The sequence below is a fragment of the Citricoccus sp. K5 genome (genome assembly GCF_902506195.1).
In the GTDB taxonomy this organism is placed as follows: Bacteria; Actinomycetota; Actinomycetes; order Actinomycetales; family Micrococcaceae; genus Citricoccus.
This window is the reverse complement of sequence record NZ_LR732817.1, coordinates 2,295,862-2,322,513: the sequence shown is the minus strand read 5'-3', so window position 1 is coordinate 2,322,513 and position 26,652 is coordinate 2,295,862. Positions and strand designations below refer to the sequence as shown.

Here is a 26,652-nt window from a genome sequence, read left to right as displayed (position 1 = left end):
TCGGGTACTTCAGAACCCGAGAAATTCAGTACCCGCGTAACGAAGGATCCGAGAAGCCGCTGTGATGAACCGCCGCCAGGTCGAACTGAAGTCCGTCCCGCAGATGCAGACCATGCATCGTGCTGGACTGGTCCTTCATCGCGCCCTGGATGCGGCCGTCGCGGCGGCTGTCCCGGGAACGACGACGGCCGCCGTCGACGCCGTGTTCGCTGCGGTTCTCGAGGAGGCCGGCGCCACGCCGAACTTCCTGGGGTACTACGGCTACCCCGCCACCATCTGCGCCTCGGTGAACGAGGAAGTGGTGCACGGGATCCCGGGGGAGCGGGTCCTCCAGGCCGGGGACGTCCTGAAGATCGACGGTGGCTGCATCATCGACGGCTGGCACTCCGACTCGGCCCGCACCGTGGTTCTCGGGTCCTCGGCGGCCGGCACGGCCGATCCGGAGGACGAGCGGCTGTCCGAGATCACTCGCCAGGCCCTGTGGCACGGCATCGCTGCGTTCGCCACGGCCAAGTACGTCGGCGACATCGGTGACGCCATCGATGATTTCGTCTCCGAACAGCCCGGCGCCCCGCTGGGCATCCTGCAGGACTACGTGGGTCACGGCATCGGCACGGCCATGCACCAGGCGCCGGACGTACTGAACTACCGGTCCCGGCACCGTGGCCCCAAGGTCAAGCCGGGGCTGTGCCTGGCGATTGAGCCCATGCTCGTGCGCGGCGGCCTGGCCACTGACGTCCTCACCGACGACTGGACCGTGGTCACCCGTGACGGGGCCCGCGCCAGCCAGTGGGAGCACTCGGTCGCGCGGCATCGCGGCGGCATCTGGGTGCTCTCCATGCCCGACGGCGGCGCGGCCGACCTCGCCCCGCTCGGCGTGGTGCCCGTTCCCATCGGCGAGTAGAACGCAGCCGTAGAGCTCATTTGAACCCCGCCGGTCTCGCTTTAGTCTCGCTTCGGTCCGGGGATCAGGCGCGACCCCCTTCGCCGAGGTGCTTTCCCCTTCCCCGAGGCGCTACCTCCTTTCCGAGGCGTTACCCCTTTCCCCGGGGCGGTACCTCTTTCCCAGAGGCGTTACCCCCTTCCCCCGAGGCGATACCCCTTCCTCCAGGACGGGTCAACTCTGACGCGGGTGAATTTCACTTCTGTGCGCGAAACCAGTAGTATTGCTTGCTGGTTGTCTCTGCGGTGCGCCGTGTCCTCGGAAGTTCCTTCGGAATTCCCGAGGTACCCCTGGATTGCGCCCTGGTCGTCAGCCGGAAACATCCCCGCCTGGTTTCATCCGTCCAACGGACGTGGGGTATTCGAGTCGCCTGCGACCCGGATGCACCGCCCGCGCCGACGCCTGGAGTCTGGCACAACGTAAGTGGAGGACATGGCTAAGAAGGAAGGTGTCATCGAGGTCGAGGGCACGGTCAGTGAAGCATTGCCGAACGCAATGTTCCGCGTCCGTCTGCAGAACGAGCATGTCGTTCTGGCCACGATCTCGGGAAAGATGCGTCAGCACTACATCCGAATCCTCCCCGAGGACCGGGTCGTCGTGGAACTTAGCCCATACGACCTCAACCGGGGTCGTATCGTGTACCGCTACAAGTAAACCCATCCACCACTAAACAGCAAGCGCTGGAGGAGGAACCATGAAGGTTCAGCCGAGCGTGAAGCGGATCTGTGACAAGTGCCAGGTGGTGCGCCGTAAGGGCCGCGTCCTGGTGATCTGCGAGAACCCACGCCACAAGCAGCGCCAGGGCTGACCTCGTCTTTCGACGGGATTGTCCACGCGCAGCAACCTTAGGTCGGCCGGTGCACAACCGGACGACCAGGTCCAACCGGACCAAACAGCAGCACAGCTGGAATCCACGGATTCCTGCCTGAGGCCCTCCGGGGTCCAGCAGGGTAACCGAGGCAGACGGCAACCCCTGGACGCAAGGGCCGGGGACCCGAACCGCGGCAACGCCGGTCGGCGGAATGAAACTCCGGAACTTCGCCGGAACCGTCACCAGGGCACCGCAGGGAAGAGATTCCCGCAGGGAGGGGACGTGCTGGTGCAGACCTTTGCTTCAGAAGAACAAGGAGGACGGCCAAATGGCACGTCTAGCAGGCGTCGACATCCCGCGCGAAAAGCGCGTCGTCATCGCTCTCACGTACATCTTCGGTGTGGGCCAGACCCGCTCCGAGCAGGCCATCGAAGCGACGGGCATCGACCCGAACACTCGCGTCAAGGACCTGGAAGACGAACAGCTGGTTGCACTGCGCGACTACATCGAGGCGAACTTCAAGGTGGAGGGTGACCTGCGCCGCGAGGTGGCAGCCGACATCCGCCGCAAGGTCGAGATCGGCTCCTACCAGGGTATCCGCCACCGCCGCGGCATGCCTGTCCACGGCCAGCGCACGAAGACCAACGCCCGTACCCGCAAGGGCCCGAAGAAGACTGTCGCCGGCAAGAAGAAGTAGTCACCCCGAACGGGGCGGCCTCCGCGCCGCTTTCCCGATTCACGGTTGCCTCCGGCTTCTCCCCAGCAAGACAGTCACTTCCGCACAACACCAGCTTTCGTAGGAGAGACACATGCCCCCCAAGACACGTGCTGCGGTCACCCGCAAGCCTCGTCGCAAGGACAAGAAGAACATCACCGTGGGCCAGGCCCACATCAAGAGCACCTTCAACAACACCATCGTGTCCATCACGGACACCACCGGTGCTGTCATCTCGTGGGCCTCGGCCGGCGATGTGGGATTCAAGGGCTCCCGCAAGTCCACCCCCTATGCCGCACAGATGGCTGCCGAGAAGGCAGCCAAGGCGGCTCAGGAGCACGGACTGCGCAAAGTTGACGTCTTCGTGAAGGGTCCCGGCTCCGGCCGCGAGACCGCGATCCGCTCGCTTCAGGCTGCAGGCCTCGAGGTCGGCTCCATCTCGGACGTCACCCCTTCTGCCCACAATGGTTGCCGCCCGGCCAAGCGCCGCCGCGTCTGACCTCGTACCGAGCGCACGCCCCTCGGCTGGTTCCGGGCTTTTCCGACCAGCCGGGGCGTGCGCATCGGTGCACTCCCGCCCACCCCATTCGTTTCCACCCATCGTGTGCGTCATATGGCGGACGCTCGCCGAAAGGAAATGTCAGTGCTCATTGCACAGCGCCCCACGCTGACTGAAGAAGTCGTTGCCGACAACCGTTCCCGGTTCATCATCGAACCGCTGGAGCCCGGTTTCGGCTACACCCTCGGAAACTCCCTTCGCCGGACCCTGTTGTCCTCCATCCCGGGCGCTGCTGTCACCAGCATCCGCGTGGATGGGGTGCTGCACGAGTTCAGCACCGTCGCCGGTGTGAAGGAAGACGTCACCGAGGTCATCCTGAACATCAAGAAGCTCTCGGTCTCCTCCGAGCACGATGAGCCCGTGGTCGCCTACCTGCGTAAGCAGGGTCCCGGCGTCGTCACCGCTGCGGACATCACGTCCCCGGCCGGCGTCGAGGTCCACAACCCGGACCTGCACATTGCCACCCTCAACGGCAAGGGCAAGTTCGACATGGAGCTCATCGTCGAGCGTGGCCGCGGCTACGTCACGGCAGCCCAGAACAAGACCGGTGACGCGGAGATCGGCCGGATCCCGGTCGACTCCATCTACTCGCCGGTCCTGAAGGTCACCTTCAAGGTCGAGGCCACCCGCGTGGAGCAGCGCACCGACTTCGATCGCCTGATCCTCGACGTCGAGACCAAGGAGTCCATGCTTCCGCGTGACGCCGTGGCCTCTGCCGGCACCACCCTGGTGGAGCTCTTCGGCCTGGCCCGTGAGCTGAACCTGGAAGCCGAAGGCATCGAGATCGGCCCGAGCCCGACGGACACCACGGTGGCCGCCGACATGGCATTGCCGATCGAGGATCTGGAAATGACCGTGCGCTCCTACAACTGCCTGAAGCGCGAGGGCATCCACACCGTTGGCGAGCTCGTTGCTCGCTCCGAGGCCGATCTCATGGACATCCGGAACTTCGGTGCCAAGTCCATCGACGAGGTCAAGGAAAAGCTGACCGAACTGGGTCTGTCCCTGAAGGACTCCCCGGCTGGCTATGACCCCTCGCTGCACTCCCAGGAGTCCGAGGAGTCCTACGGCGAGTACTGAGCCGTGAACCGGGATCGGGCTTCGGCCGGGTCCTGAATCACTCTCTTCACTCGCTGTACCACCACCAATAGTGTCCTGATGGCCGGCAGCCGTCAGGGTCCATCTGAGGAGAAACACCAATGCCTACCCCCACTAAGGGACCGCGCCTGGGCGGCGGCCCTGCCCACGAGCGGCTCATGCTGGCCAACCTGTCGGCCAACCTGTTCGAGCACAAGAAGATCACCACGACGGTGACCAAGGCCAAGCGCCTGCGTCCCTTCGCCGAACGTCTGATCACCTTCGCCAAGAAGGGTGACCTGGCTTCGCGTCGCAAGGTGCAGGGCATCATCTCGGCCAAGAACCGCACCAACAAGACCATCGTGCACGAGCTGTTCACGGTGATCGGCCCGGCCATGGCCGAGCGCGAGGGTGGCTACACCCGGATCACCAAGATCGGCAACCGTCACGGCGACAACGCCCCGATGGCAGTCATCGAGCTCGTCATGGAGCCGGTGTCCCCGAAGCAGGCCGTGGTCAAGGAAGCCGAGAAGGCTGCTGAGACCGCTGCTCCGGCTGAGGCCGCTGCTCCGGTTGAGGCCCCCGTGGCCGAGGCTGAGGGTGCCGCGACCGAAGCTGCCGACGCTCCAGCCGCCGAAGCCACTGAGGCTCCGGCTGCTGAAACTGAAGCCGCTGAGGCTCCTGCCGCAGAGGAGAAGACCGAGGAGAAGTGATCCTTTCGGTCTGAACCGGCTGTCTGCTGAGTCTTCTCCAGACACCATCTGGACGACCCGTTCCGACGCACATCACGTGCGGAGGGGCGGGTCGTTGGGTTTAACGGACGCGTCGTTGGAGCGTGCGCTGGTCGGTGGGCTCTGCGGTCCGGTACGGCTAGCCCTAGGCAGGCTAGGCAGGCTAGGCAGGCTAGGCAGGCTAGGCAGGCTAGGCAGGCTAGGCAGGCTAGGCAGGCAGGCAGGCTAGGCAGGCAGGCAGGCAGGCGGCCAGGCAGGCAGGCGGCCAGGCAAGGCATGACAGGTTAAGGCGGATCAGAGGAAGTCAGAGGAGCCCGGACGTCAGCAGGAAGATGGCGCCGCCGTGTGCCACGGTCGCCCCGAGGACACCGTGGCGCATCGCGATGACGGCACAGACCAGTCCCTCGAACAGGGTGAAGGCCAGCAGCGGCCAACCCACGCCGGTGAGGTTGTAGGCGAGGAACAGGTGCCCGGCGGCAAAGATCAGGGCGGAGAGCAGCGCTGCGCGCCAGCGGCCAGACCGTCCTGGCAGATGATCTTCCAGGTGGGCCTGGAGGAAGCCGCGGAACAGAAGCTCCTCCACCAGGTTCCCGCACAGGGCGAAGGCAGCCAGGAGGACCACGACGCCGGCGGCCACCGTACCGCCGCGCTGCTCAACCGGAATCAAGGGACGGGCCAAGGGAGTGCCGTCCAGGATGGGGAACCACTCGACCAAGGTGCCGTGAAGGTACAGGAATGGCAGCGCGATCACCACGACGCCGACCAGGCCCACGAGTCCTGAGGTCCACCATCGTGGTCCCGACCACAGCACCATCCACCGCAGGTCCCGGCACGCGAAGACGATCGCTGCTGCGAGTGCCAGCGAGGCCACGGTCATCACCAGGAGGGCGACGGGATCGTCAGTGAAACGCAACCACAAAACGGGCAGCTCGATCGAGTCGGCTGCCGTCGAGGTGCCGGACTGACCCGCCGTCCCGGACTGGCCCGCCGTCCCGGACTGGCCCGCCGTCCCGGACTGACCCGCCGTCCCGGACGGACCGGCCGTGCCGAACGTCCACAGCCCGTGGGGACTCATTGCATCGCGGACGAAGACGAACCCGAGGACCAGCATGAGGATCCGCACCCCATGCGCGTGCCGCGGCAGCAGGGCCACGATGATGCCGACCAGCACCACTCCGGGCAGCACGGTCAACAGATAGGCCACCCACGGCGCAAGGTTCTCCATTCTGCCTATTCTGGCCCGGGATTTAGAATGATCCCCATGCCCACGCCGTCCGATCCCGCCCTTGTCCGCGTCCGGATGGACCTGGCCTATGACGGCACCGACTACAAGGGTTGGGCCACCCAACCTGGACTGCCGACCGTCCAGGGCGCCCTTGAGGACGGGCTGGCCATGATCATCCGTCGCCCCGTTCGCACCGTGGTCGCCGGTCGCACCGATGCTGGGGTGCACGCCCGTGGTCAGGTGGTGCACTTTGATCTGACCGAGGCCGAATGGAACGCGGTGACGCGGAATCCTGACGAGGCCGGGCCGGCGTCGACCTTGGTGCGGCGTCTCAGCGGCGCTCTGAGCCGCGAACGGGGTGCGCTGGTGGTGACGGGAGCATCCTTGGCGCCCGAGGGGTTTGATGCGCGGTTCTCGGCGTTGTGGCGCTCGTACCGATACGCCATCAGCGACTCCTCTGAGACGCGAGACCCGCTGAACCGTCGATCCACGTACTGGCACAGGGAACCGCTGGATGCCGAATTGATGGACGCCGAAGCGAAAGCCGTGCTCGGTCTCCACGACTTCTTGACCTTCTGCAAGCCGCGGGAGGGCGCCACGACCATCCGTGAACTGCAGGACTTCGGTTTCATCCGCGACGGGCAATCCGGACTGATCACCGCCTACCTGCAGGCCGACGCGTTCTGTCACAACATGGTCCGTGCCCTCGTGGCAGCCGTCGTTCAGGTGGGGGAGGGGCGACATCCTGCCGGCTGGGTCAGCGAACGTCTGGAGGCCATGGTCCGTGACTCGCAGACGCGGCTCGCACCGCCGCACGCCTTGGTCCTGGAACACGTCGAATACCCCGACGTCGACTCCGATCCCCGTGCGTTGGCCTTCCGCGCCGCTGGGACACGGGCGCGTCGAACCGTGGTGTAACTGATGGCCGAGATCCATGGGTCTATCTCCGCCAGAACCGATTGCGCTGTGGTTGTCGACGTGGATCCAGATAGGGAGCCGGTATGAACCACGGCCGGCCGGAGTCCATGTCGATGTCCCATGCGCCGGCGTGGACGGCGTGATGATGGTGGTTGCAGAGTAGGACCCCGTTGTCGACAGAGGTGGGTCCGCCGTGTTCCCAGTGTTCGACATGGTGCACGTCACACCACGGCGCCGGGATCCAGCAACCGGGTGCGGCGCACCCTCCATCGCGGGCAGCGACCGCCTGCCGGAGCCGGGCGGGGAAGAGTCGCTGCGCGCGGCCGACGTCGAGCACCTCGCCGCTCGACCCGAGCACCACCGGCAGGATGTCCGCATCACAGGCCATGGCCCGGATCGTGCCGGGATGGATCGGACCGGTGAAGGTTGCTGAGGACTCGAACTGGAGGAGGTCTTCAGCGGTGACCGTGCCGGCCTTCTGCAGATCGCCCAGCAAGGTATGGAAGTCGATCAGGACTGAGACCTGGGGGCGGGTGCCGCCCGTCGAGGGAAGCTGGTCCGACTCGATCATGGCCAGGCCGCCGGCGATGCACGCCATCAGCCCGTCGAGTTGTTTCTGCTGGGTTGAGCGCGGGTCGACGGCAGTGACCGCCGTCAACGAACCGTCCTCCTCGGACTGGACCTCCGCCGTCAACAGCTGATCCAAACCCTCGCTCCCAGCTGCACTACCTTCCGCACCCTCCATCGACGGGCCGCGGTAGGACGCACGGGGATTGGTGGCGGCGTTCGCCACCGTCAGCAGGTACTCGTTCTGTTCATCGTTGACCGCGAGCAGCCACTGGTGCAGTCCATTGCGCTCCCCCTTGCGGATCAGTCCCTGCAACTGGGGCAGCGTGGCGTCGTTCGGCTCGGAGCCGTCGGGATCCACGGCCGCTTCGACCCACCTCAGCCAATGGGCCGCGACTTTGCGCAGAGTGCCCGGGTCCACGGACTCGGCCTGCGCCACCAGGCGTTCCTCGCCGTCATCCAGAAGGTCGGAGACGGTCTGTGGGTCGGCCTCCACGCGACGGGCCATCTGCCGGACGTTGTCCAAGGCCGTGGTGATGACGTCCACGGCGGCACGGTCCAACTTCCCTTCGTGGACGGCGGCGGACAGCAGGGGGAGGGCGGGAGGCAGGGACTCACCGGTCAGCGCGCGGGTCGGCCGAAGGGAAGCCGCCCAACGCGTCCGGCGCCGAGCTTCGGTCCCGTCGATCCGCAGGGCGAGCTTGAGGTAATCGGTGGCATCTCGGAAGGCGGTCTTCCCTTGAGGGAGTCCGAGAAGGCGACGGCGTTCTGGTGGATTGTCGAAGGCCTCCACCGTGTGGCCCGTCAAGGTCATCTGGGCCGTCGCAACGGATCGCCCGACGGTCTCCAGGACCTGGTGCAGCACCGGGAGGGTGACAGCGTCGGCATGAGTGGAGGCATCCCCGGTCAGGACAGGGGGCAGGACAGGGTTCGGGTCAGGGACAGAGGCAACAGCCAGCCCTGGTGCCGCGTCCGAATCCGGCTCGTCGGGAAGGGAGGACAGCATGGCTCCCCAGTCCCGACCGCCGCTGTCCTCGGGGACAGCCATGGCGGTGAACTCGCGCAAGGCGTCGGGGCCGGACAGGCGATGCACCACGGCTCGGGTGGCCTCCTGCAGCAAGGCCGTCAGGTGACCGAGCGGCAGCTCGTCCAGAGAGTTCAGAGAAGGGAGTGGGGCGGTCCCTGAGGCATGATCGTCCACATCCTTGTGCTCGTTCTTCTGCTCGTTCTTGTGCTCGACCTGGCGCTCCAGTCCGTCTTGGTACTCGTGGTCGTCAGTCATGCCCGCCCTCCTTCCCCTATCTGATGTCCCCTGAGTCTTGCTTTCCCCAACGTGCTTTTCCGTACCCATTCGCCGCCGCTGGTGAAGGTGGCTTCTGCCCGTTCCCTGCCCCACAGGATGGGAACATGTGTTCGAATGAGTCCATTCGAGCACACCCTGCGGACGCCGAAAAGGGCTTCTGAAAATCTGTGGATGACACGCCGTGATCAGTCACCTGTGGAGTAGTCCGCCATGCTCCATTCCCCTGATTCCCCTGATTCCCCTGATTCCCCTGATTCCCCTGATACCCTCCTGAATCCCTCCAGAACTCGCCTGAATTCCAGCTGCTTTGCCCCTACTGCGCGGACACGGTAGTATTGACCTTCGTTGTGCGTGTCCTTTCCCGGATTCGCTGTACCCTCGGGTGGCCTGGTTGCATGGTCGCGATAGCCCAGGGCGCCGCCGGGAAGCTTTCGGACCCGGCCTCACTCCAGTCCTCACCTGGCGTACCGGCTGCGCACCGATGAACTCAGTGACTGGCCCATGGACTCACCGCCGCGGGCCGGAAATCTGTAACCGACACCGAACACGAAGGCAAACAACGTGCGTACGTACACCCCGAAGCCCGGCGATGCCGACCGCCAGTGGCACGTCATTGACGCCACTGATGTCGTGCTGGGTCGTCTTGCCAGCCAGACCGCAACACTGCTGCGCGGAAAGCACAAGCCGACCTTCGCCCCCCACATGGACATGGGCGATTTCGTCATCATCATCAACGCCGAGAAGGTGGCCCTGACCGGCGCCAAGCTCGAGAAGAAGCGCGCCTACCGCCACTCCGGTTTCCCGGGTGGTCTCTCCTCTGTCTCCTACGCGGAGCTGCTGGAGAAGAACCCGGTGCGCGCCGTGGAGAAGGCCGTCCGCGGCATGCTCCCGAAGAACTCCCTCGCCGCTGAGCAGCTGCACAAGCTCAAGGTGTACCGCGGTGCCGAGCACCCCCACACCGCCCAGCAGCCCAAGACATACGAAATCGGCCAGGTCGCCCAGTAACGGGTCAGCACCACCACAATCTTTCAAGGAGAACCATGACTCTCAATGAGAATGAGTCCACCGAGGAAGTGGAGCTGACCAGCTACACCTCCGAGTCCACCAATGCCCCCGAGACCGTTGCTGTCGCTGAGCGCCCCGCGCTGACCGTCGGCGGCGGCGCCGTGGGGCGCCGCAAGCAGGCCATCGCCCGCGTGCGCCTGATCCCGGGCTCCGGCGCCTGGACCATCAACGGCCGCAGCCTCGAGAACTACTTCCCGAACAAGCTGCACCAGCAGGAAGTCAACGATCCGTTCAAGCTCCTCGAGCTTGAGGGTGCCTACGACGTCATCGTGCGCATCACCGGCGGCGGCCCCTCCGGCCAGTCCGGTGCCGTGCGCCTCGGTGTCGCCCGCGCCCTGAACGAGATCGACCGCGAGAACAACCGCGCCGCTCTCAAGAAGGCCGGCTTCCTGACGCGTGACGCCCGCGTCGTCGAGCGCAAGAAGGCCGGCCTCAAGAAGGCCCGCAAGGCCTCGCAGTTCTCGAAGCGCTGATCTTCACGCTGCACCTGGTGGGCGGGGCCGCTTCGGCGGTCTCGCCCGGCATACAGTAGCGCGGGAGCACTCCTGCGCACGACGCCGACCGGTCACCCGGCGCGCGTCGGCCCACAGAACCCCGTGGTCCCGTTCCCTTCGTGGAAACGGGACCACGGGGTTCTGTCTTTGCCCGCGAGAGGACCGCCCTAGTTACTGCCGGCGGCCTACTGCCCGTGCTTCAGTGCGGCCCACGTCTCGGCGCCGCCCACCCCGTCCACGGTCAGCCCGCGTGCCTTCTGGTAGGCGGAGACGGCGGCCTCGGTCTGCTCCCCGAAGTGGCCATCGGTGGCCAGGTCGACGCCGCTGGAGGCCTTCAGGCCCCGCTGCAGATACTCGACCTCGGTGCCGCTGTCCCCGGAACTCACCGTCGAGCCGGCCGCGTGGTGCGTCGCGAGGGCGCCCCAGGTACGAGGACCGGCGATGCCGTCCACGCCGGTGCCGAGCGACGACTGGTACGCACGCAAGGCCTTCTCCGTCGCGGGGCCGAACACGCCGTCGGCCGCGCCGGGATCATGGCCGATGACCTTGAGGGTGACCTGGACCCGGCGCACGGCTTCGCCCTCGTCACCGAGGCGCACGGTGGGGTAGTCGCCGGAGGGGCCCGAGCCGCCGTCGACCCCGTTGGCCAGCGCCGAGGCCACCTCATCACGCAGGGCGGACAGCTTGCCGTAGAAGGTGTCCCCGCAGCACAGCGTCTGGGCGCCAGGCACGTCCCGGTGGGCGATGATCCGGTCCACGTGAAGTCCGTACCGCTGGCAGATGAAGGCACTGAGATGCACGAGGGAGCTCCACTGCGCGTCCGTGGGGACGTCGTTGGTGTACATCCCGTCGACCTCGATGCCCACCGACTGGTCATTGAAGCCGTAGGCGTGCGCGCCCTCGATGAATCGGGTCCCGTCCACCACGGCGTCGAGCGAGCCGTGCCGGCCCTCGAGCATCTGGCCGCCGCGGGCGATGGTGAACTGCTGCCCGGTGTCCGCCCAGCCGTTGGTCATGTGGTTCCGCTGGATCAGCCGGGCCACCTCCTTGGCTGCGGCATCGGAGAAGTCGTCCGAGTTCACGTGCGTGGTGTGGTGGATGACCAGGTGCGTCGGCCGGCGCGTGAGGGTCGGAAGTGACCCCTTGGCGGCCGAGGCACCCCAGTCGTTCGTGGAGATGATGTCCGGCCGGCTCACGGTGGCGGCGAACGCCGGGGTGGTGGAGGCGGAGACGGCGGTCCCGAACGCGATGACGCCGCCGAGAGCGGCAGTGCCCTGCAGCAGCCGGCGTCGGGACACACGGGCCGGTCGGGTGGGAACGGGCGCGGACGCAGCTGAGGTTGCAGCTGTGGCCGCGGGGGCGAACGCCGGTGCAGGCGCGGGGGCGGGTGCGGTGATGTGGTCTGTCACGTCAGGCTCCATTCAGAACGGCTCGCCACCTCGCGGGGGACTGCTGGGGAAGCACGCGAGGGACGGACTGCTGGTGGTGGTCGACTTGAGACGGTGACCCCACCGTACGCACGTGACCTGCGTCAATGCCGGTAGAAACGCCGGGGAACCAACGACGTCGGCCACCCCGGTTCCTTCGGCAGCTTCGGTCGCACGCCCATTCCGCCACTCGTCTGAGCCGCGTGCCCGTCCGGGGCGGCTGAGCCATTCCTTGCGCCGCCTCATCCCCACGGATCACCGGGGTTTCGCCCGATTAGACGGTGGAACCGGAGACCTGCTGGCGTGGCACGGTGTGGACCATCATTTTCGGTGCGTGTGTGACGAGGAGCCAGACGGGAAGGACCACCATGCAGAGGATCGACAACAGGGAGATGTCGCCCACCACGACGATGGCAATGAAGAGCGCGATCCAACCGTCCCGGCATTCAGCCAGAACGGCCCCGAGGATGCCGCAAGCGATGACCAGACCCAGCGGAACGCCCGGAACGATTGACTGGGCCACTAGGCCCACCGTGGCCCCGATGAACACGGCCGGGAAGATCCGGCCCCCGCGGAAGCCGGCGGTGGCCGCGACCACCAGTGCTGCGAGTTTGACGGCAACGATGAGCAGGAGCTGGACAGTCGTATAGTCTTCCGCCGCCCGGACGAGATCTGCCATCTGCTGGCCACCCTTGAACAGGGTGAGGGGCCCGCCAAGCGCCCCCAGGCCTCCCAGGATGATGCCGCCCAGGGTCGTGTAGAGGAGCGGGCGTCGCAGCCGACGGAAAAGCGTGTGTAAGGGCCGGAACACGGATGCCCCGGCGAGAATGGACAGTGCTGCGGCGCAGGCGACCACGGCGCCGGCCAGAAGATGCGCCAGCTGAGGCGTCCCCAGGGACGGTAACCCCGTGGCCCAGAGTTGGGGGCCGTCGACCAGACGCATGGTCAGCGAGCCCGCCGCAGCGGCAAGGAGCGGGAGGAAGAGCCTGTCCCACAGCGCGCCGCCGGTCGTGGCGGCCGCCACCATGCCGGTGAAGACCAGGGCGGCCGCCACAGGGGTTCCGAACAGTGCCCCTATCGTGCCCGCAGCGGTCACCAGGACCACGAGGTGCACGTCGATGCGGGGCCAGAACTTGGCAACCAGCGCGACCAGCAGCGCCGTGTTGATGGCGATGATGGGGGATTCTGGCCCGAGGCTGACGCCGCCGGCCAGGACCAGCACGGTCACGAGGACGAGCCCGGGCACCGCGGTGAGTGTCAGCGGCGGAGCCACCAGCTCGACGGTTGCGGAGTCCCGACCGCCATGGCCCGGGGCGAAGGAGACGATGACGCCGACGGCCAGCCCTACCGAACTCAGCACGCTGAAGATCCACCATCCCGAGTCAGGATCGAGGCCCCAGATAGCCGGCAGGCTCACCCACAGCAGGTGTTCGAGCAGGTGGGCCGCTTCCTCCACGAGGAACAGGCCCAACGCCGAAATGACCCCCACAATGATCGCCGGTACCGATAAACCCAGAAGCGTGGTTGTCGAAGGTGCCCTGTGTCCGTCCACACCAGCCATTGTCCTCAGTCCGCCGGATCCGGAATCATCCTGCGCGGGTGATCCGACGGGTGCGGGCTGGGTGGACAGTTATGTGCAGGCGCAGCCTTCAGGCTGTGGAATCGCCGAGGCCATCCAGAGGAGCGGAAAGCCCCGGTGGGGTGGCGCACCTGCGTGAGACCGTCGTACTCCGGCAGCGGATCGAGTCAGCATGAACGAGCATGCAGTCAGGGGCCGCGGCCGCTCCGCGTTTGAGTTCCTCGTCAGCGGTCATGTGGTTGCGCCCCGACTGGCGGGAACGAGTTCCCGACGTGCGCAGACGCATCGATCCTCCGGCCCCGTTCGTCCTTCACCGGGCCCACTGTCGCCGTTTGCCAGGGGCTTCGCGGTGACCTGGGGCGCCATCGTGGCCATCGGGCTGGCGCTGGCGCTGGTCATCATGTCCGGGGTTGTCTTCAATGTCTTCGCGGCGCTGTTCATCGCGCTCTCGCTGAATCCCCTGGTCAACGTGCTGGGGCGGAGGGGCCTATCCAGAGGCAGGGCGATTCTCGTGGTGGCCGTGGCCTTTGCGCTCCTCGCCGGAGGAACTCTGGTCCTGGTGATTCCCCCCGTCCTGAGGCAAGGTGCCGAGCTGGTGCGCTCCCTGCCCGGCAGCCTGGCCGAGCTGTCGAACCAGGCGTGGGTGCAAACGGTGAACGCGGCAACGAGTGGTGGAGCCGACGCACTGATCCAGGGGCTCGGTGACCTGACCGGGCAGTCGTCGTTCTGGGCGTTCGTGGCGGGCGGGGCGCTGTCGCTGGGTACCGGGCTCGCCGGATGGCTGTCCTCGGCGTTCTTCATGGCTGTGCTTGCCCTGTACTTCCTGGTCTCCCTCAAGGGCATGAAGCGTGGCTTCTATTCTCTGGTCAGCGCCTCGAAGCGGCACATGGCCATCTTTCTCACGGAGAGGATCACGGATTCGATCGGGCGTTACCTGGGCGGGATGGTGGTGCTAGCTGCCTGCAACGCCGCGTTCAGCCTGGTTCTGCTGACGTTCACCGGTGTGCCCTACGCGGGGGCGATTTCCTTCGCCGCCTTCTTCATCACGCTGATTCCGGTGATCGGCACCGTGGTGACGACGTGCTTCATGACGCTGTTCGCGTTGTTGAGTTCGCCCACCGCCGGGGTGGTCGTTCTGGTGGCCATGGTGGTGTACATGCAAGTCGAGGCCTACGTCATGACCCCCAGGGCAATGGGAAAGGCGCTCCATATTCCCGGAGCTACGGTATTGATCTCCGCCACGGCCGGAGGGGTGCTCATGGGATTCGCCGGGGCCCTGATCGCGAACCCAGTGGCCGCGGCGCTGACCCTTGTGGTCCGGCACGTCGTGGTCCCACGAAGGAATGCGCAATGAGTGGCCTCGAACCGTGGGCCGTGGATGGGTTGTCGTGGCTCGCCGGCGGATCTAGCATGACGAGCGTGGGGCACAGGCCGCCTTCTGCAGGTCCGTCCGAATCACAGGTGAATATCCGTGCACCCGGACGCCAACTCGGCACGTTGCGGCGTGGTCGATTGGAAGAAGCCGTGTCCTTCGCCGATGGGTCCCATCGGATCACGGTGGTCTCGGCCCCGGCGGGTTACGGGAAGACGACGCTGTTAGCCGACTGGTCCCGCAACTGTGGGGCGGTCTGCGCCTGGCTGTCCTTCGACCCCTACGCCAACGACTCCGCGAGTCTGCACCACTGGATCATCAGGGCGCTGCAGAGTGTGGCGGGCAACCTCCATGGTCCCGTCCGCGCTGCAGTGACCAGCCTGGACCCGGTTCCTGGCCCGGATCCGGTGGAGGACTACCGCGGTGTGATCCGGGCCTTGGAGATGCTTGCCGAACCCCTGGCCCTCGTCATTGACGACCTGCACTTGGCCGGTCCGGCCCTCGACGACGGACTGCTGGGCGCCCTGGTCCGTTCAGGGCCGCCCGGGCTGCACCTGGTGCTGTCCTCGCGTGGTGATCCTGCCCTTTCCCTTGCCGCGCAGAGGCTCCGGGGAACGGTCACGGATGTAGGGGCCCGCGCGTTGGCATTCACGCCAGACGAGACCAGCGAGCTGCTGACCCTTCACGGGCTTGACGGTTCCGTGGAAGGCATCGGGTTGTGGAACGCGACGGGCGGATGGCCGGTGGCCATCACCGAGGGCCTGGTCCTCCGAGAGGAGGGGATGCCTGCGGCGACTGCATTCTCGCCGGAGCCGCGCAGGGTCTTCCTGGACTACGTCGCCCAGGAGATCCTCGCACGGTGCCCCGTACCTTTGTCGGAGTTCGTCCTGCGGGCCACGACCCGGAACAGGATCACCCGTCAGCTGGCCATCGACCTGTGCGATGACGACGACGGCGCCATGCTGCTCGAGCACTGCCTCCAGCAGGGGTTCTTCCTGGCGGCGGATCACCTCGGCAGCGCGGAAGAAACGTACACTTGGCAGCCACTCTTCGCCATGGCGTGCCGCACCATCCTGTCCCATCGTGACCCCCAGCTCGCCCGCGCCCTCCACGGCGCCGCGGCCCGGCACTACCAGGACGTGGACGTACCCACCTGCGTGTCCGAGGCTCTGCTGGGCGGCGAACCCCGAACGGCGATGAAGTCGATAGGGGAACACTGGCTGGAGATGATCGTGGCCGGAGGCGCAGCGTCCCTGGAACAGCTGTGCCTCCGGCTGCCTTTTCCCTGGAGTGAGGACCCGGAAATGCTTCTGGTCCGGTCCTCCTGCCGTGCCCTGGCCGGCGACCTGCCCTCCTCCATCACGTTGGGACGCCGGGCGTCCTCGGGTATGAGCGGGCTCGGTGCGGCGCGTCGCCGCCGCTTCGAGGCCAATCGGGCCCTGTTCGAACTATTCGTGCTCGGTCAGGGGGATCCCGCGGCGGCTGCCCGTCAGGGAATCCGCCTTGTCGACCTGGCCACTGAACACCCGACAGCCATGCTGGCCAACGGCTTCTTTCTGCTCGGCAGGGCCCAGACTCGGGCCGGCCATCCCGGAAAGGTCGCGATCGACTTGCTGCGGGAAGCAACAGCGGCAGGCAGCGCCAATGGCCTCACCACGGTCGAAGTCTGCGCCGGAGCGGAGCTCGCCTTGGCCCTTGCGGTGAACGGCGACTTCTCGGCCGCTGAGGAGCAGGGGGCGGTGGCCATCGCCCTGGCCGAAACCTGCGCCTGGCCGTGCCAGGCATCCCTCGCGCCGGTGTGGGTGGCCCGCGGGCTGGTGGCGTACTGGCGCGATGACTTGGACCGCGCCGACCATGATCTCGCCCGGGCCATGGATGTGGGCTCTGCCCCGTTCCCGTCCGATTCCCTGGGTATGGTGTACCGGATCCTGGTGGACTGCGCCACCGGCGACCCGGTCCGGATAGCGGCATCGGAGCTGGCGTTCCGGGCCTTTGAAGCGCAGGAGCCGCATGACTCTTCATGGCCGGTACTCGCCATGGTCGCCGCGGCGAAGCTGCGCGAAGCGGCCGGTGACGTCGAGGGGGCTGCGGCGATGGTACGTCCCCTGGCGAGGGGCGGTGCCTCCCCCCTGGCCGACGCACTGGTGGCCGAGCTGTTGCGGCAGGCGGGGGAGACCGACAAGGCACTCGTGTGCACGGGGGCTCTGGCGGAGCAGGCCAACCCCTTGTACGTCGAAACCAGCAGCGCCCTGACCGAGGCGCTCATCGCCTATTCGGCCGGCGAGTCCGCAGTCGCCCATGAGCGACTCGAGTACGCCGTCCGGTGTGCCGAACCTGAATCCGTCCTGCGGCCCTTCGTTGAGCGGCGCGGCGACTTGCTCCAGCTCCTGGTCCAGCATGCGGCGTGGGGTACGGCCCACGACGCCTTCATTGCCTCGACGCTGACTCACCGGCCTCCGGAACACGTTCAACGCCGGCAGCATTCCCTCTGGACATTGTCGGAACGGGAGCGGGAAGTGCTCTCCCACATGCGGACCTTGCTCACGGCCGCCGAGATCGCCGACTCGCTCTTCATCTCGGTGAACACGCTCAAATCGCATCAGCAGTCGATCTATCGCAAGCTCGGCGCGACGAACCGCCGATCAGCCGTCAGGATCGCCACCGCCCGCGGACTCATCTAGGCCCAACCCATCGGATTGGCATGGCCTCGACGAGCACGGCTTCCGGGCTCATGTTCACCTCCAAAGGGTGAGGCGCCGGAGCTTGGCACCGGTGATAATTCGGACCACAGGGGACCGGTGTCCTGGTCATGGCGGCCATGGCCAGTCCCCAGCATCCATTCCCTTGAAGGGAGCCCTCTCCATGGAAAGAACATTCTCTGGTCAGGCCCGCGCCCTGGCTGTAGGTGCATCGGTGGCCCTGCTGGCCTTGGCGGGCTGCTCCACCCCGAGCCCGCAGGAGAACGTGTCCCAGGCTTGTGCGGCGACCGAGACGTTCTCCACGTCACTTGAGGAGTTTCGAGCCACCCTCACCCCGGACGCCACCACGGAACAGCTCCGTTCAGCGCGGGACAAGGTTGGGGAATCCTACGACGCGCTGGTGGAGGAGGCCGGTGACGTGGCCGAAGACCGCCGGGAGGAGCTTGACACCACCGTCCGTGATTTCCGGGAAGCGGTCAATGAGGTCCCGGATGACACCAAGGTCCCGGATGCTCTCTCCTCCCTGCGCGAGGAAGCGAACGACGTCGGCACAGCCCTGAGCGATGTCGAAAGCGACCTCCAGTGCTGAGGCTCTGGGGGGAATGAGGCGCTCGCCCAGCGGCGGCGGACCCTACCAAGGAGTGACGATGGACATCTGGACGAATTTCTGGGACTTCTTCTGGTTCCTGTTCTGCTTCTATGCACTGATCGCCTTCCTGGGCGCGCTTTTCTCGGTCTATGCCGACCTGTTCCGGGACAAGGCACTCGGTGGTTGGTTCAAGGCCCTCTGGGTCGTCTTCCTGGTGTTCTTCCCCATCATTTCCGTCCTGGTGTACCTGATCGTGCGGGGCAGTGGAATGGCAGCCCGGAACCAGAAGCAGGCCGAGATCCGCCAGGATGCCCAGGCCGCGTATGTCCGGTCCCTGGCCAGGACGAGCATCAGCGACGAGATCGCCACGGCCCGGACGCTTCTCGATGCCGGGAGCATCACCTCGCAGGAATACGAACTCATCAAGGCGCGCGCGCTGGGTGACTAGGAGGTTCTCCGCGTGACGAGTCGGAGGTTTCGCCGAACCATGCATCCAGGAAAGGGCCAGCGCCGGTTCCGTGACCTCGACCGGCCGGGGCAGTGGCGTGCCGGGGGCAGCGCCGCCCTCCGTGTCACCACGATTCTGACGGTGGTCTTCCTCGTCTACTTCATCGTGCCCGTTGACGGGTTCAACGCCGCCAACTCGGCCGGGGCCTGGATCAGGTTGGCGGCTGTGGTCCTGGTGTTCCTGTGCTTCCTCGGCCTGCAGGTCCGCCTGGTGTTTGCTGCCGGCTTGCCGATGATCCGGGCCGCTGAAGCCGTCGTGGAAAGCCTCATGTCGTTCCTCTGCCTCTTCGCCTTGCTGCACCTGTCGATGTCGACCACGGATCCCGCGTCGTTCAGCGAGCCGTTGGATCGGATGGACGCCCTGTACTTCACCGTCAGCACCTTCGCCACGGTCGGCTTCGGGGACGTCGTTCCGTTGACCCGTCTGGCACGGCTGATCGTGACGGTTCAGGTGCTCCTTGGACTGGGTGTCCTGGTCATGATCGCGAAGGTGTCCTTCTACGCGGCCAAAGAAGGTTTGCGACGTTCCCTGTGAGCAGCAGGAGCGGCGCTGCCCTCGGAGCGGGTTCAGGTCTGCGCTCGGCAGAGACCGCCGATGCCGCTACCCGTCCAACTTCGTATGACAATGGACAGATTGGCCACCACTGCGAGGAGTCCGAGCATGCCGACATCGCCTGAGTCGCAGGCCCCGCAGACGGCCCTGCCTCGGCCGAACCCTGTGTCGCCTCGGGCAACACAGCCGTCGGCCGCCGCCCGGCTCACGGCCACCGCGCAGCGAACCTCCGTTCAGGCCCCCACCACCGCCGGCCGGCTGCTGTGGCGCGCGATCCGCCGTCGCCGGGGCCGCGTGGCGGGGAGCCTGACGCTGATGACGCTGTGGCAGGTGTGCGAGGCCTTCGTACCGATCGCCATCGGGATCATCGTGGACGTGGCGATCGTCCCCCTGGATGGACGGGCGATGCTCCTCTCCCTGCTCGGGATCGCGGCGCTGTTCACCGTGCTCTCCCTGGGCTACCGCTTCGGCGCCCGGCTCGCCAACACCGCGCTGCACCAGGAGGCCCACGCGCTGCGGGTGGAGGTCGCCGAGGTGCCGCTCGCCTCCGGGGCCGTGGCAGCCCGGTCCAACGCCGGCGAGATCCTCTCCCTGTCCTCGGCGGACGCGGACGTCACCGCCCAGGTGTTCCGGCAGATCGCCGGTGGCGGCTCCGCGATCATCGGCCTCGTGGCGGTCTCGGTGTACCTGCTGGCCACGGACGTGATGGTGGGCTTCGTGGTGCTGGTGGGCGTGCCGCTCAGCTTGTTCCTGGTGGCTCTGGCCTCCCGCTCCATCTCACGGCACTCCACCGCGCAGCAGGAGGCGATCGGCCTGGCCAGCCGCCGGGCCGGCGACATCCTGGCCGGCCTGCGGGTCCTCAGCGCCGGAGGCGGTGAACGCTGGGCGAGCACGCACTACCGGGAGGCGTCGCAGCGGGCCGGGCGGGCCGGCGTCGTGACGGCCGAGCGCAGCGGGCGGTTGGAGGCGATCGGTGCCCTCGGTACCGCCCTGGTGCTGGCGCTGGTCCTGGTGGTGGCCGGCCAGCGGGTGCTGTCCGGGGAGCTGGCGATCGGCACCCTGGTCTCCGTGGTCGGGGTCGCGGTGTTCTTCCAGGAGCCGGTGCGCACCATCACGGACATGATCGGCGCGTTCGCCCGCTCGCACGGCGCGGCCCGACGGATCGCTGACTTCCTCGCCGCGGTCCCGGCCGAGGACACCGGTGACGAGGTCCCGGAAACGGCTGGACTGCGCATCACCGGTCTGGCGCTGGTCACGTCTCCCGGGCACGACGCCGGCGCCTCGGCCGAGCGCGACGGTCAGGTTCCGATGATCCGGCTCAATCTGCAGGTGCCGCCGGGCCGGTTCCTCGGTCTGGTGGTGGACGACCCAACCCAGGCCGAGACCATCCTCCAAGCCGTGGACGGCCTGGGAGATCAAGCCGGAACAGTGTTGATCGGCGGGCATCCGCGCAGCCGCCTGGTGTCACGGCTGGCCGACCACCTGGTGGTGGCGCCGCACCGGGTGGACCTGTTCGCCGGCACCGTGCGTTCGAACATCACCCTGCACCACGAGGGTCCGGGTCGCTCACACCCGGCCACGCACCGTGCCCAGGACACCAGCGAGGCCGCGTACCGCAGAGTCCTCGAGATCGATCCGGCGGTGCTGGCGGCGGCGGGCGTCACCGAGATCATCGGCCATTTCGCGGATGGGCTGGAGCACCGGGTGGACGAGGGCGGCCGCAACCTCTCCGGCGGCCAGCGTCAGCGCCTGGCCCTCGCCCGCGCCCTGCACGCCGACCCGGAGGTGCTCGTCCTGCACGAGCCGACCAGCGCGGTGGATGCCGTCACCGAGTTCCAGATCGCCCAGGACGTGAAGTCGCTGCGCTCCGAGGCCGCCACCCGGCACCGAGCCGAGAGCGGCTCGAAGTTCGCCGCCACACGCACCGGCCCGCGCACCACCGTGGTGGTGACCTCCTCGCCAGCCTTCCTGGCCGTCGCTGACACCGTGGTGCAGGTGCACCGGGACGGCACCACCTCCACCGGAACGCACCACTCCCTGCTGGAGGCCTCGGACGACTACCGGATGGCGGTGGCCCGATGACTGTTCAGGGTGTGGACACCGTCCTGCCGCTGGCCCTTCCGTTGGCCCGGCCGGCAGAATCCTTCCGCCTGCTCTGGCGGCACACCCGCGGCCAACGCGCGTTCGTGTGGCTGGTGGGAATCGCGGGTCTGCTGGCCGCCGTCGCCGGCCTGGTGGCGCCGTGGATGATCGGCTGGCTCGTGGACGTCCTGCTGGCCGCCGGAGTCGGCGGCGTCGACCCAGCCCCGGATGCTGCTGACGCCGCCGCGGCCTCAGGTACTGCCGGTGGCCCCGGTGCAGACGCCCCAGCCGCTGCCGTGTGGTGGGCCGCGGCCGCTGTGGCTGGAGCGGGCCTCATCGCTGCCGCCTGCGCCTGGGCCGGCCAGGCCTGGCTGGCCAGGGCCGGCGAGCCCACGGTGGCGGGGTTGCGCGAGGCCGTGATGGACCGGGCCCTCCGGATCGGCTCGGCGCGGCTGGACGGCACCGAGACGGGCGATCTGGTGTCCCGGGTGGCCGAGGATGCCCGCGAGGTCAGCCAGGCTGCCACCACGGTGGTGCCACTGGTGGTGCAGTCGCTGTTCACAGTGGTGGTCTCGGCCGCGGGCCTGGCCGCCGTCGACTGGCGGCTGGGGCTCGTGGGACTGCTGGCCATCCCGATGTACTGGACCACCCTGCGCTGGTACCTGCCCCGCTCCGGGCCGATCTACCGTGAGGAGCGGGCCGCGTTCGGCACCCGCGCCACCCGGTTGCTCGGTGGGATCACCGGTGCCCGGACCCTGCGCGCCTATGACGCCCAGGGTCCGGAACTCGAGCGCATCCACGCCGCCTCCGCCCAGGCGCGCGATCTCTCCATCGGGGTGTTCGGCTTTCTCACCCGGGCGTTCAGCCGGAACAACCGGGCCGAGGCCGTGGTGCTCGGGGCCATCCTGGGTGCCGGGTTCCTGCTCGTGTCCGCCGGATACATCACCGCCGGGGCCGTGACCACGGCGGCCCTGCTGTTCCACCGGCTGTTCAATCCGATCGGGGCGCTCGTCGGCATGTTCGACCAGGTTCAGTCTGCCGGCGCCTCGCTGGCCCGGATGGCCGGCGTCGTCTCCCTGCCGGTGCCCGAGCGCACCGCGCGGCTGCACGGCGGCACGCTGGAACTGGCCGGCGTCTCCCACACCTACGACGACGGCACCCCTGCCCTGCACGACGTCCACCTGAGGATCGGGCCGGGGGAGGTGGTGGCCGTCGTCGGGACCACCGGGGCGGGCAAGTCCACGCTGGCGCAGATCGCGGCGGGGCTGGCGGCACCGACGTCCGGGACGGCTCGACTGGGTGGGGTCGAGCTGGTCGAGGCCAACCCGGGCAGCCTGCGCGAGCACATCACCATGGTCTCCCAGGAGGTGCACGGCTTCGCCACCACGGTGGCCGAGAACCTGCGGGTGGCCCGGCCGGAGGCCGACCGCGCGGCCCTGGAAGCGGCATTGGAGTCCGTGGGGGCCGGCTGGGTGGCGCACCTGCCGCAGGGCCTGGACACCGACGTCGGGGAGGGCGGCTACCGGCTGGATCCCATGCAGTTGCAGATGCTCGCCCTGGCCCGGGTGGCGCTCGCGGACCCGCAGCTGGTGGTGCTGGACGAGGCCACGGCGGAGGCGAGCTCGGCCGGAGCCCGCCGGTTGGACGTCGCGGCGGCCCGGGTGCTGCGCGGCCGCAGCGGGCTGGTGGTGGCGCATCGGCTCAGTCAGGCCGTGGCCGCGGACCGGATACTGGTGATGTCAGCCGGGCGGATCGTAGAATCCGGGACCCACGAGGAGTTGCGGGCGGCCGGCGGGCACTACGCCGAACTCTCCCGCGCCTGGTTCGGCGACTGAGGTTTCGTCCGGCGGTGCCACCAGTCGCGGCTAGGACGTGAACCAGCTGTTGTCGTAGTCCTCGATGTGCTGCGGATAGGGATAGGCGGTCAGAGCCTCGGTGATGATCTCGCGGAGCCATTCTACCGAAGGTGACGGCGCGACCCGTCGGAGCGTGTGCAGGCCGACGTGTCCGGGCTCCAGAGTGAAGGGGAGGATGAACTTCCGCACCGGGCTGCGCTTGACGAACATGTCCCCGAGGAACAGCGGCACCACGCAGTACGACTCGGTGGCCGCGATGGTCTCATCCACTACCGAGTAGTTCGGGAGGGCGATGGAGGATTCGTGGTCGCCCGGTAGCCGGCCGAGCGTCTGCTCCACATGCTGATGACCTAGAGCCCCGGACACCACGACTCGTTGTTCCACCGCCAGTTCCGGCACCGTCGGTGCCGCCGAGAGGCGGGGGTGGGAGGCGGCGCAGACCCCTACGTAGGGCATATCCATCAGATGGTCGCGGACCACGACGTCCGGCGAGAATGACGGCACGGCGATAGCCCCGTCGATCTCGTTGCGGCGCAGCTGGTCCTCTAGCTGGGCGACGTCCAACAGCGTCACCTCGATCTTGGCTAGTGGTGCCTGTTCCTGGATGGCCTTGACCACGAATGAGAAGAGGGCCATCAGGGCCAGATCGGTCATCATCAGGCGGAACGTGCGGGTGGTCTCAGCGGCCCGGAATTCGGTGGCGCTCTGTACCACCGAGTCCATCAACTGGATGGCCTGGATCATTCGTGGGTACAGCGATTCCGCCACGGGAGTCGGTTCCAAACCTGCTCGGCTGCGCAGGAACAAGGGATCTGCAAAGAGTTTCCGCAGCTTGCCCAGGGCATAACTGACGGAGGGCTGGCTGAGGTACAGCACGTGCGCGGCTTGGGTGACGCTGCGGGTCTCGTAGACGACTACGAAGGTCCGCAACAGGTTCATGTCGTATGAATCAGTCGTGTCCATGATCCTCCATGTCAAGCCTCTGTATAGATGAATCCGATGTTAAGTTTGGCTCTTTTGATTGGCTTGATAGCCCTTCCGATCCTACCGTTGTTCCCAGAGTGCTCTTCATCACACCAAACCGGCTCCAACCCCCACGGAGCCCTGTTCTCCGAGGTGACATCATGGGTCTTCCCCTTCGTTCTGAGCGCCGTTCCACCGTCCTGTGGACTAGTGCGGCCGCCGCCGTCCTCGCCCTGTCCTTGACCGCCTGCGGCGGTGGTTCCCCCTCCGGCGACGCTACGGCGACCGGGACGGCGGACGACGCCGACGCCTCGGGTGAGGTGCAGAAGGTCACCGTGGGCGTCATGCCCCTGGTGGACCTGGCGCCGCTTCATCTGGGTGTCGACCAGGGCATCTTCGAGAAGCACGGTCTGGAGCTGGAGCTCCAGACCGCCCAGGGCGGCGCAGCCATCATTCCCGCCGTCACGAGCGGCCAGGCTGATTTCGGCTTCAGCAATCCCACCAGCCTGCTGATCGCAGCCTCCAAGGGGCTGGACATCAAGGTGATCGCCCCTGGCGGCTCCAGCACCGGGGACGAAGCGACGGACTACGGCGCCACTGTGGTCCTGCCGGACTCGGACTTCGAGTCCGCCGCTGACCTCGAAGGCCACACCGTGGCGGTGAACACTCTGAACAACATCTCCGACTCCACCGTGAAGGAAGCCGTGCGCCAGTCCGGCGGAGACCCCTCTGCGGTCGAATTCGTGGAGATGCCCTTCCCGAACATGGTCGCGGCCGTGGAGCAGGGGACCGTTGACGCGGCCTTCCTCGTAGAGCCTTTCCTGACCATGGGTCTGGCGGAAGCGATGAAACCGGTCTTCTGGAACTGGATGGAGGTATCCCCGGACCTGATGGCTTCCGCCTACTTCACCACCGGGGCCCTGGCCGAGGAAGACCCGGAGCTGGTCGCCGCGTTCCAGGCCGCGATGGCCGAGTCCGCGGACTACGCCGAGTCCCACCCGGAGGAGACGCGCTCCATCCTCGACACCTATACCTCGATTCCTCCGGAGACCGCGGCGGAGCTTCGGTTGCCGCGCTGGGTCGACGAAATCAACGCCGACTCGCTCGAACGGCTGATCGAGATCAGCACCGAAGACGGACTGCTGGACGGGGAGCTCTCCGTCGAGGACGTCGTCCTGTCGGACGCCCCCTGACCTTCCGCCCGCCGGCCGGAGGCAGCCGAGGTCCCGGCCGGCGTCGGAACACCTCGAGCCCAACACCGCAGAGCACCACCACAAACCGAGGAGAGAACCAGATGGCCTATACCGTTCAGGACATGCGCAAAGGGCCCGAGGGCTACGCCTGGAGCCGCTTCGGATTACCCGAGTACACCGATTGGATGGACGAGAGCCTGTCCTGGAAGGAATCCTGCTACATCGGCGACTGGTCCTTCCTCTGGCAGCACCGCTTCACCGGTCCGGACGCCCTGAAGCTGATCGCGGACTTCACCGTCAACAGCTTCGAGACCTTCGAGGTCGGCCAGTCCAAGCACGCCATTCACACGAACAAAGACGGCAAGGTCATCCACGAGGGCGTGCTGACCAAGTTCGGCGAAGACGACTTCATGGTCCATGGCCGCGGCGGCTACTGGTTGTCCTTCAACCTGGAACGCGGTGGCTATGACGCCCAGGTCACCCGCGACGACTGGTTCATGTACCAGGTCTCTGGGCCCAAGGCACTCAAGGTACTGGAGTCACTCACCGATGCCGAGGTGCTGCTGAGTGCGAAGTTCATGCACGCCGTGCCAGTGCGGATTGCCGGTCATGACATCTTCGCCCTCCGCCAGGGAATGGCCGGTGAGCTTGGATTCGAGCTGCAAGGGCCGAAGGAGTACGGCGAAGACGTCTATCAAGCCGTCTTGGAGGCCGGGCAGGAGCACCACATCCGCAAGATGGGTGGGCGCATCGCGATGATCAATCACCTCGAGGCTTCCTACCCGACCATTGCCAGCGACTACATTCCGGCCATCTTCGACGAGGACATGACTGAGTATATGGAGTACTTCCTGGCCTCTATGCCCTCCTTTGCCCAGCCGGCCTACATCGCCGGCAGTTTCGACGGCCATGACCCCGCGGAGTACTACCGCAGCCCTGTCGAACTCGGGTGGGCCAAGGTGGTCACCACCCGGCGTGCGGACTACCTCGGCGCAGAGGCCCTCGCCGCGGAGAAGGCGAATCCACGCCACGTGCTGCGAACCCTGGAATGGAACGCCGAGGACGTTGCTGCGGTGCAGAATTCCCTGCTCGGGGAGGGCGAACACTATGACTTCATGGAAATGCCCCGTGATCAGCGCGGATACATGTGGTGTGACCGGATCGAGGTGGACGGGGCTCTCGTGGGGACCGCGACCTCCCGCGGCTACAGCTACTTCTTCCGCAAGATGCTCTCCCTGGCGACCGTGGACGTGGAGCATGCGGAGACCGGGACGCGCGTCAGCGTGATCTGGGGCGCCCCCGGTCGTCCGCAGAAGTCGATCCGCGCCGTGGTGCGGCCTGCCCCTTACAAGGAGGATCGATCACGAGGCGAGCTGCGGGCCGCCTCCTGATCCTTTGCCACCGAATTGTGCGGGCAGAACGGG

The 26,652-nt window shown here is 67.1% G+C and carries 24 protein-coding genes; 19 read left to right on the top strand and 5 right to left on the bottom strand.

Annotation, left to right across the window (positions count from 1 at the left end):
- Positions 1-64 precede the first annotated feature (64 nt).
- The 7 genes from map to rplQ all read left to right on the top strand — a co-directional run bounded on the left by map (position 65) and on the right by rplQ (position 4,818).
- The gene (map, locus tag BOSE125_RS10335; RefSeq protein WP_159552310.1) at positions 65-904 is read left to right on the top strand and encodes a type I methionyl aminopeptidase; all 840 of its coding nucleotides are present in this window, start codon (positions 65-67) and stop codon (positions 902-904) included.
- A gap of 471 nt (positions 905-1,375) precedes the next feature.
- Entirely contained in the window at positions 1,376-1,597 is a 222-nt protein-coding gene (gene infA / locus BOSE125_RS10330; RefSeq protein ID WP_010080397.1) for a translation initiation factor IF-1, read from the top strand.
- Positions 1,598-1,637: 40 nt separating this feature from the next.
- Positions 1,638-1,751, top strand: coding sequence for a 50S ribosomal protein L36 (gene rpmJ, locus BOSE125_RS10325; RefSeq protein WP_010145295.1), 114 nt, complete (start codon positions 1,638-1,640; stop codon positions 1,749-1,751).
- A gap of 331 nt (positions 1,752-2,082) precedes the next feature.
- Complete coding sequence (gene rpsM, locus BOSE125_RS10320) at positions 2,083-2,451, top strand: 30S ribosomal protein S13 (RefSeq protein WP_159552308.1); 369 nt, start codon at positions 2,083-2,085, stop codon at positions 2,449-2,451.
- Positions 2,452-2,563: 112 nt separating this feature from the next.
- A complete protein-coding gene (gene rpsK, locus BOSE125_RS10315) occupies positions 2,564-2,968 on the top strand; it encodes a 30S ribosomal protein S11 (protein ID WP_115931872.1) in 405 nt (134 codons plus the stop codon).
- A 144-nt stretch (positions 2,969-3,112) separates the two neighbouring features.
- Positions 3,113-4,108, top strand: a complete 996-nt coding sequence (locus BOSE125_RS10310; RefSeq protein ID WP_159552306.1) for a DNA-directed RNA polymerase subunit alpha — start codon at positions 3,113-3,115, stop codon at positions 4,106-4,108.
- A 119-nt stretch (positions 4,109-4,227) separates the two neighbouring features.
- Entirely contained in the window at positions 4,228-4,818 is a 591-nt protein-coding gene (rplQ, locus tag BOSE125_RS10305) for a 50S ribosomal protein L17 (protein WP_159552304.1), read from the top strand.
- 322 nt (positions 4,819-5,140) lie between these two features.
- Here rplQ and BOSE125_RS10300 read toward each other — a convergent pair whose 3' ends face one another.
- Positions 5,141-6,061 (bottom strand): CPBP family intramembrane glutamic endopeptidase, encoded by a 921-nt coding sequence (locus tag BOSE125_RS10300; RefSeq protein WP_159552302.1) that lies wholly within the window; start codon positions 6,059-6,061, stop codon positions 5,141-5,143.
- Positions 6,062-6,088: 27 nt separating this feature from the next.
- Here BOSE125_RS10300 and truA point away from each other — a divergent pair, with 27 nt between their 5' ends.
- On the top strand, positions 6,089-6,979 hold the full coding sequence (truA, locus tag BOSE125_RS10295; protein WP_159552300.1) for a tRNA pseudouridine(38-40) synthase TruA: 891 nt from the start codon (positions 6,089-6,091) through the stop codon (positions 6,977-6,979).
- A 22-nt stretch (positions 6,980-7,001) separates the two neighbouring features.
- Here truA and BOSE125_RS10290 read toward each other — a convergent pair whose 3' ends face one another.
- Positions 7,002-8,828: an HNH endonuclease signature motif containing protein gene (locus tag BOSE125_RS10290; RefSeq protein ID WP_159552298.1), complete on the bottom strand. Its 1,827-nt coding sequence runs from the start codon at positions 8,826-8,828 to the stop codon at positions 7,002-7,004.
- Between the two features lie 582 nt (positions 8,829-9,410).
- Here BOSE125_RS10290 and rplM point away from each other — a divergent pair.
- Positions 9,411-9,854, top strand: a complete 444-nt coding sequence (gene rplM / locus BOSE125_RS10285; protein WP_115931866.1) for a 50S ribosomal protein L13 — start codon at positions 9,411-9,413, stop codon at positions 9,852-9,854.
- Positions 9,855-9,889: 35 nt separating this feature from the next.
- Positions 9,890-10,387: a 30S ribosomal protein S9 gene (gene rpsI, locus BOSE125_RS10280; protein ID WP_159552296.1), complete on the top strand. Its 498-nt coding sequence runs from the start codon at positions 9,890-9,892 to the stop codon at positions 10,385-10,387.
- 206 nt (positions 10,388-10,593) lie between these two features.
- Here rpsI and BOSE125_RS10275 read toward each other — a convergent pair whose 3' ends face one another.
- Together BOSE125_RS10275 and BOSE125_RS10270 are read right to left on the bottom strand one after the other, a co-directional pair.
- On the bottom strand, positions 10,594-11,817 hold the full coding sequence (locus BOSE125_RS10275) for an N-acetylmuramoyl-L-alanine amidase (RefSeq protein WP_159552294.1): 1,224 nt from the start codon (positions 11,815-11,817) through the stop codon (positions 10,594-10,596).
- 292 nt (positions 11,818-12,109) lie between these two features.
- Positions 12,110-13,396 carry an ion channel protein gene (locus BOSE125_RS10270; RefSeq protein WP_159552292.1) on the bottom strand — a complete coding sequence of 429 codons (1,287 nt, stop codon included), beginning with the start codon at positions 13,394-13,396 and terminating at the stop codon, positions 12,110-12,112.
- A 190-nt stretch (positions 13,397-13,586) separates the two neighbouring features.
- Between BOSE125_RS10270 and BOSE125_RS10265 the strand changes: the two genes are divergently transcribed.
- From BOSE125_RS10265 to BOSE125_RS10235, 7 genes are all read left to right on the top strand, one after another.
- A complete protein-coding gene (locus BOSE125_RS10265) occupies positions 13,587-14,768 on the top strand; it encodes an AI-2E family transporter (RefSeq protein WP_159552290.1) in 1,182 nt (393 codons plus the stop codon).
- A gap of 170 nt (positions 14,769-14,938) precedes the next feature.
- Positions 14,939-17,467 (top strand): LuxR C-terminal-related transcriptional regulator, encoded by a 2,529-nt coding sequence (locus tag BOSE125_RS10260; RefSeq protein ID WP_159552288.1) that lies wholly within the window; start codon positions 14,939-14,941, stop codon positions 17,465-17,467.
- A gap of 181 nt (positions 17,468-17,648) precedes the next feature.
- Positions 17,649-18,074 carry a hypothetical protein gene (locus tag BOSE125_RS10255; RefSeq protein ID WP_159552286.1) on the top strand — a complete coding sequence of 142 codons (426 nt, stop codon included), beginning with the start codon at positions 17,649-17,651 and terminating at the stop codon, positions 18,072-18,074.
- A gap of 58 nt (positions 18,075-18,132) precedes the next feature.
- The gene (locus BOSE125_RS10250; protein ID WP_159552284.1) at positions 18,133-18,522 is read left to right on the top strand and encodes a hypothetical protein; all 390 of its coding nucleotides are present in this window, start codon (positions 18,133-18,135) and stop codon (positions 18,520-18,522) included.
- 39 nt (positions 18,523-18,561) lie between these two features.
- The gene (locus BOSE125_RS10245) at positions 18,562-19,116 is read left to right on the top strand and encodes a potassium channel family protein (protein WP_159552282.1); all 555 of its coding nucleotides are present in this window, start codon (positions 18,562-18,564) and stop codon (positions 19,114-19,116) included.
- Positions 19,117-19,242: 126 nt separating this feature from the next.
- Entirely contained in the window at positions 19,243-21,216 is a 1,974-nt protein-coding gene (locus tag BOSE125_RS10240; RefSeq protein WP_201301180.1) for an ABC transporter ATP-binding protein, read from the top strand.
- A complete protein-coding gene (locus BOSE125_RS10235; RefSeq protein WP_159552280.1) occupies positions 21,213-23,051 on the top strand; it encodes an ABC transporter ATP-binding protein in 1,839 nt (612 codons plus the stop codon). Before BOSE125_RS10240 ends, BOSE125_RS10235 begins: the two co-directional genes overlap by 4 nt.
- A 30-nt stretch (positions 23,052-23,081) precedes the next feature.
- Here BOSE125_RS10235 and BOSE125_RS10230 read toward each other — a convergent pair whose 3' ends face one another.
- Complete coding sequence (locus BOSE125_RS10230; RefSeq protein ID WP_159552278.1) at positions 23,082-24,035, bottom strand: LysR family transcriptional regulator; 954 nt, start codon at positions 24,033-24,035, stop codon at positions 23,082-23,084.
- A 161-nt stretch (positions 24,036-24,196) separates the two neighbouring features.
- Here BOSE125_RS10230 and BOSE125_RS10225 point away from each other — a divergent pair, with 161 nt between their 5' ends.
- Positions 24,197-25,228 (top strand): ABC transporter substrate-binding protein, encoded by a 1,032-nt coding sequence (locus tag BOSE125_RS10225; RefSeq protein ID WP_159552276.1) that lies wholly within the window; start codon positions 24,197-24,199, stop codon positions 25,226-25,228.
- 101 nt (positions 25,229-25,329) lie between these two features.
- A complete protein-coding gene (locus tag BOSE125_RS10220) occupies positions 25,330-26,619 on the top strand; it encodes an aminomethyltransferase family protein (protein WP_201301179.1) in 1,290 nt (429 codons plus the stop codon).
- Positions 26,620-26,652: the final 33 nt, after the last annotated feature.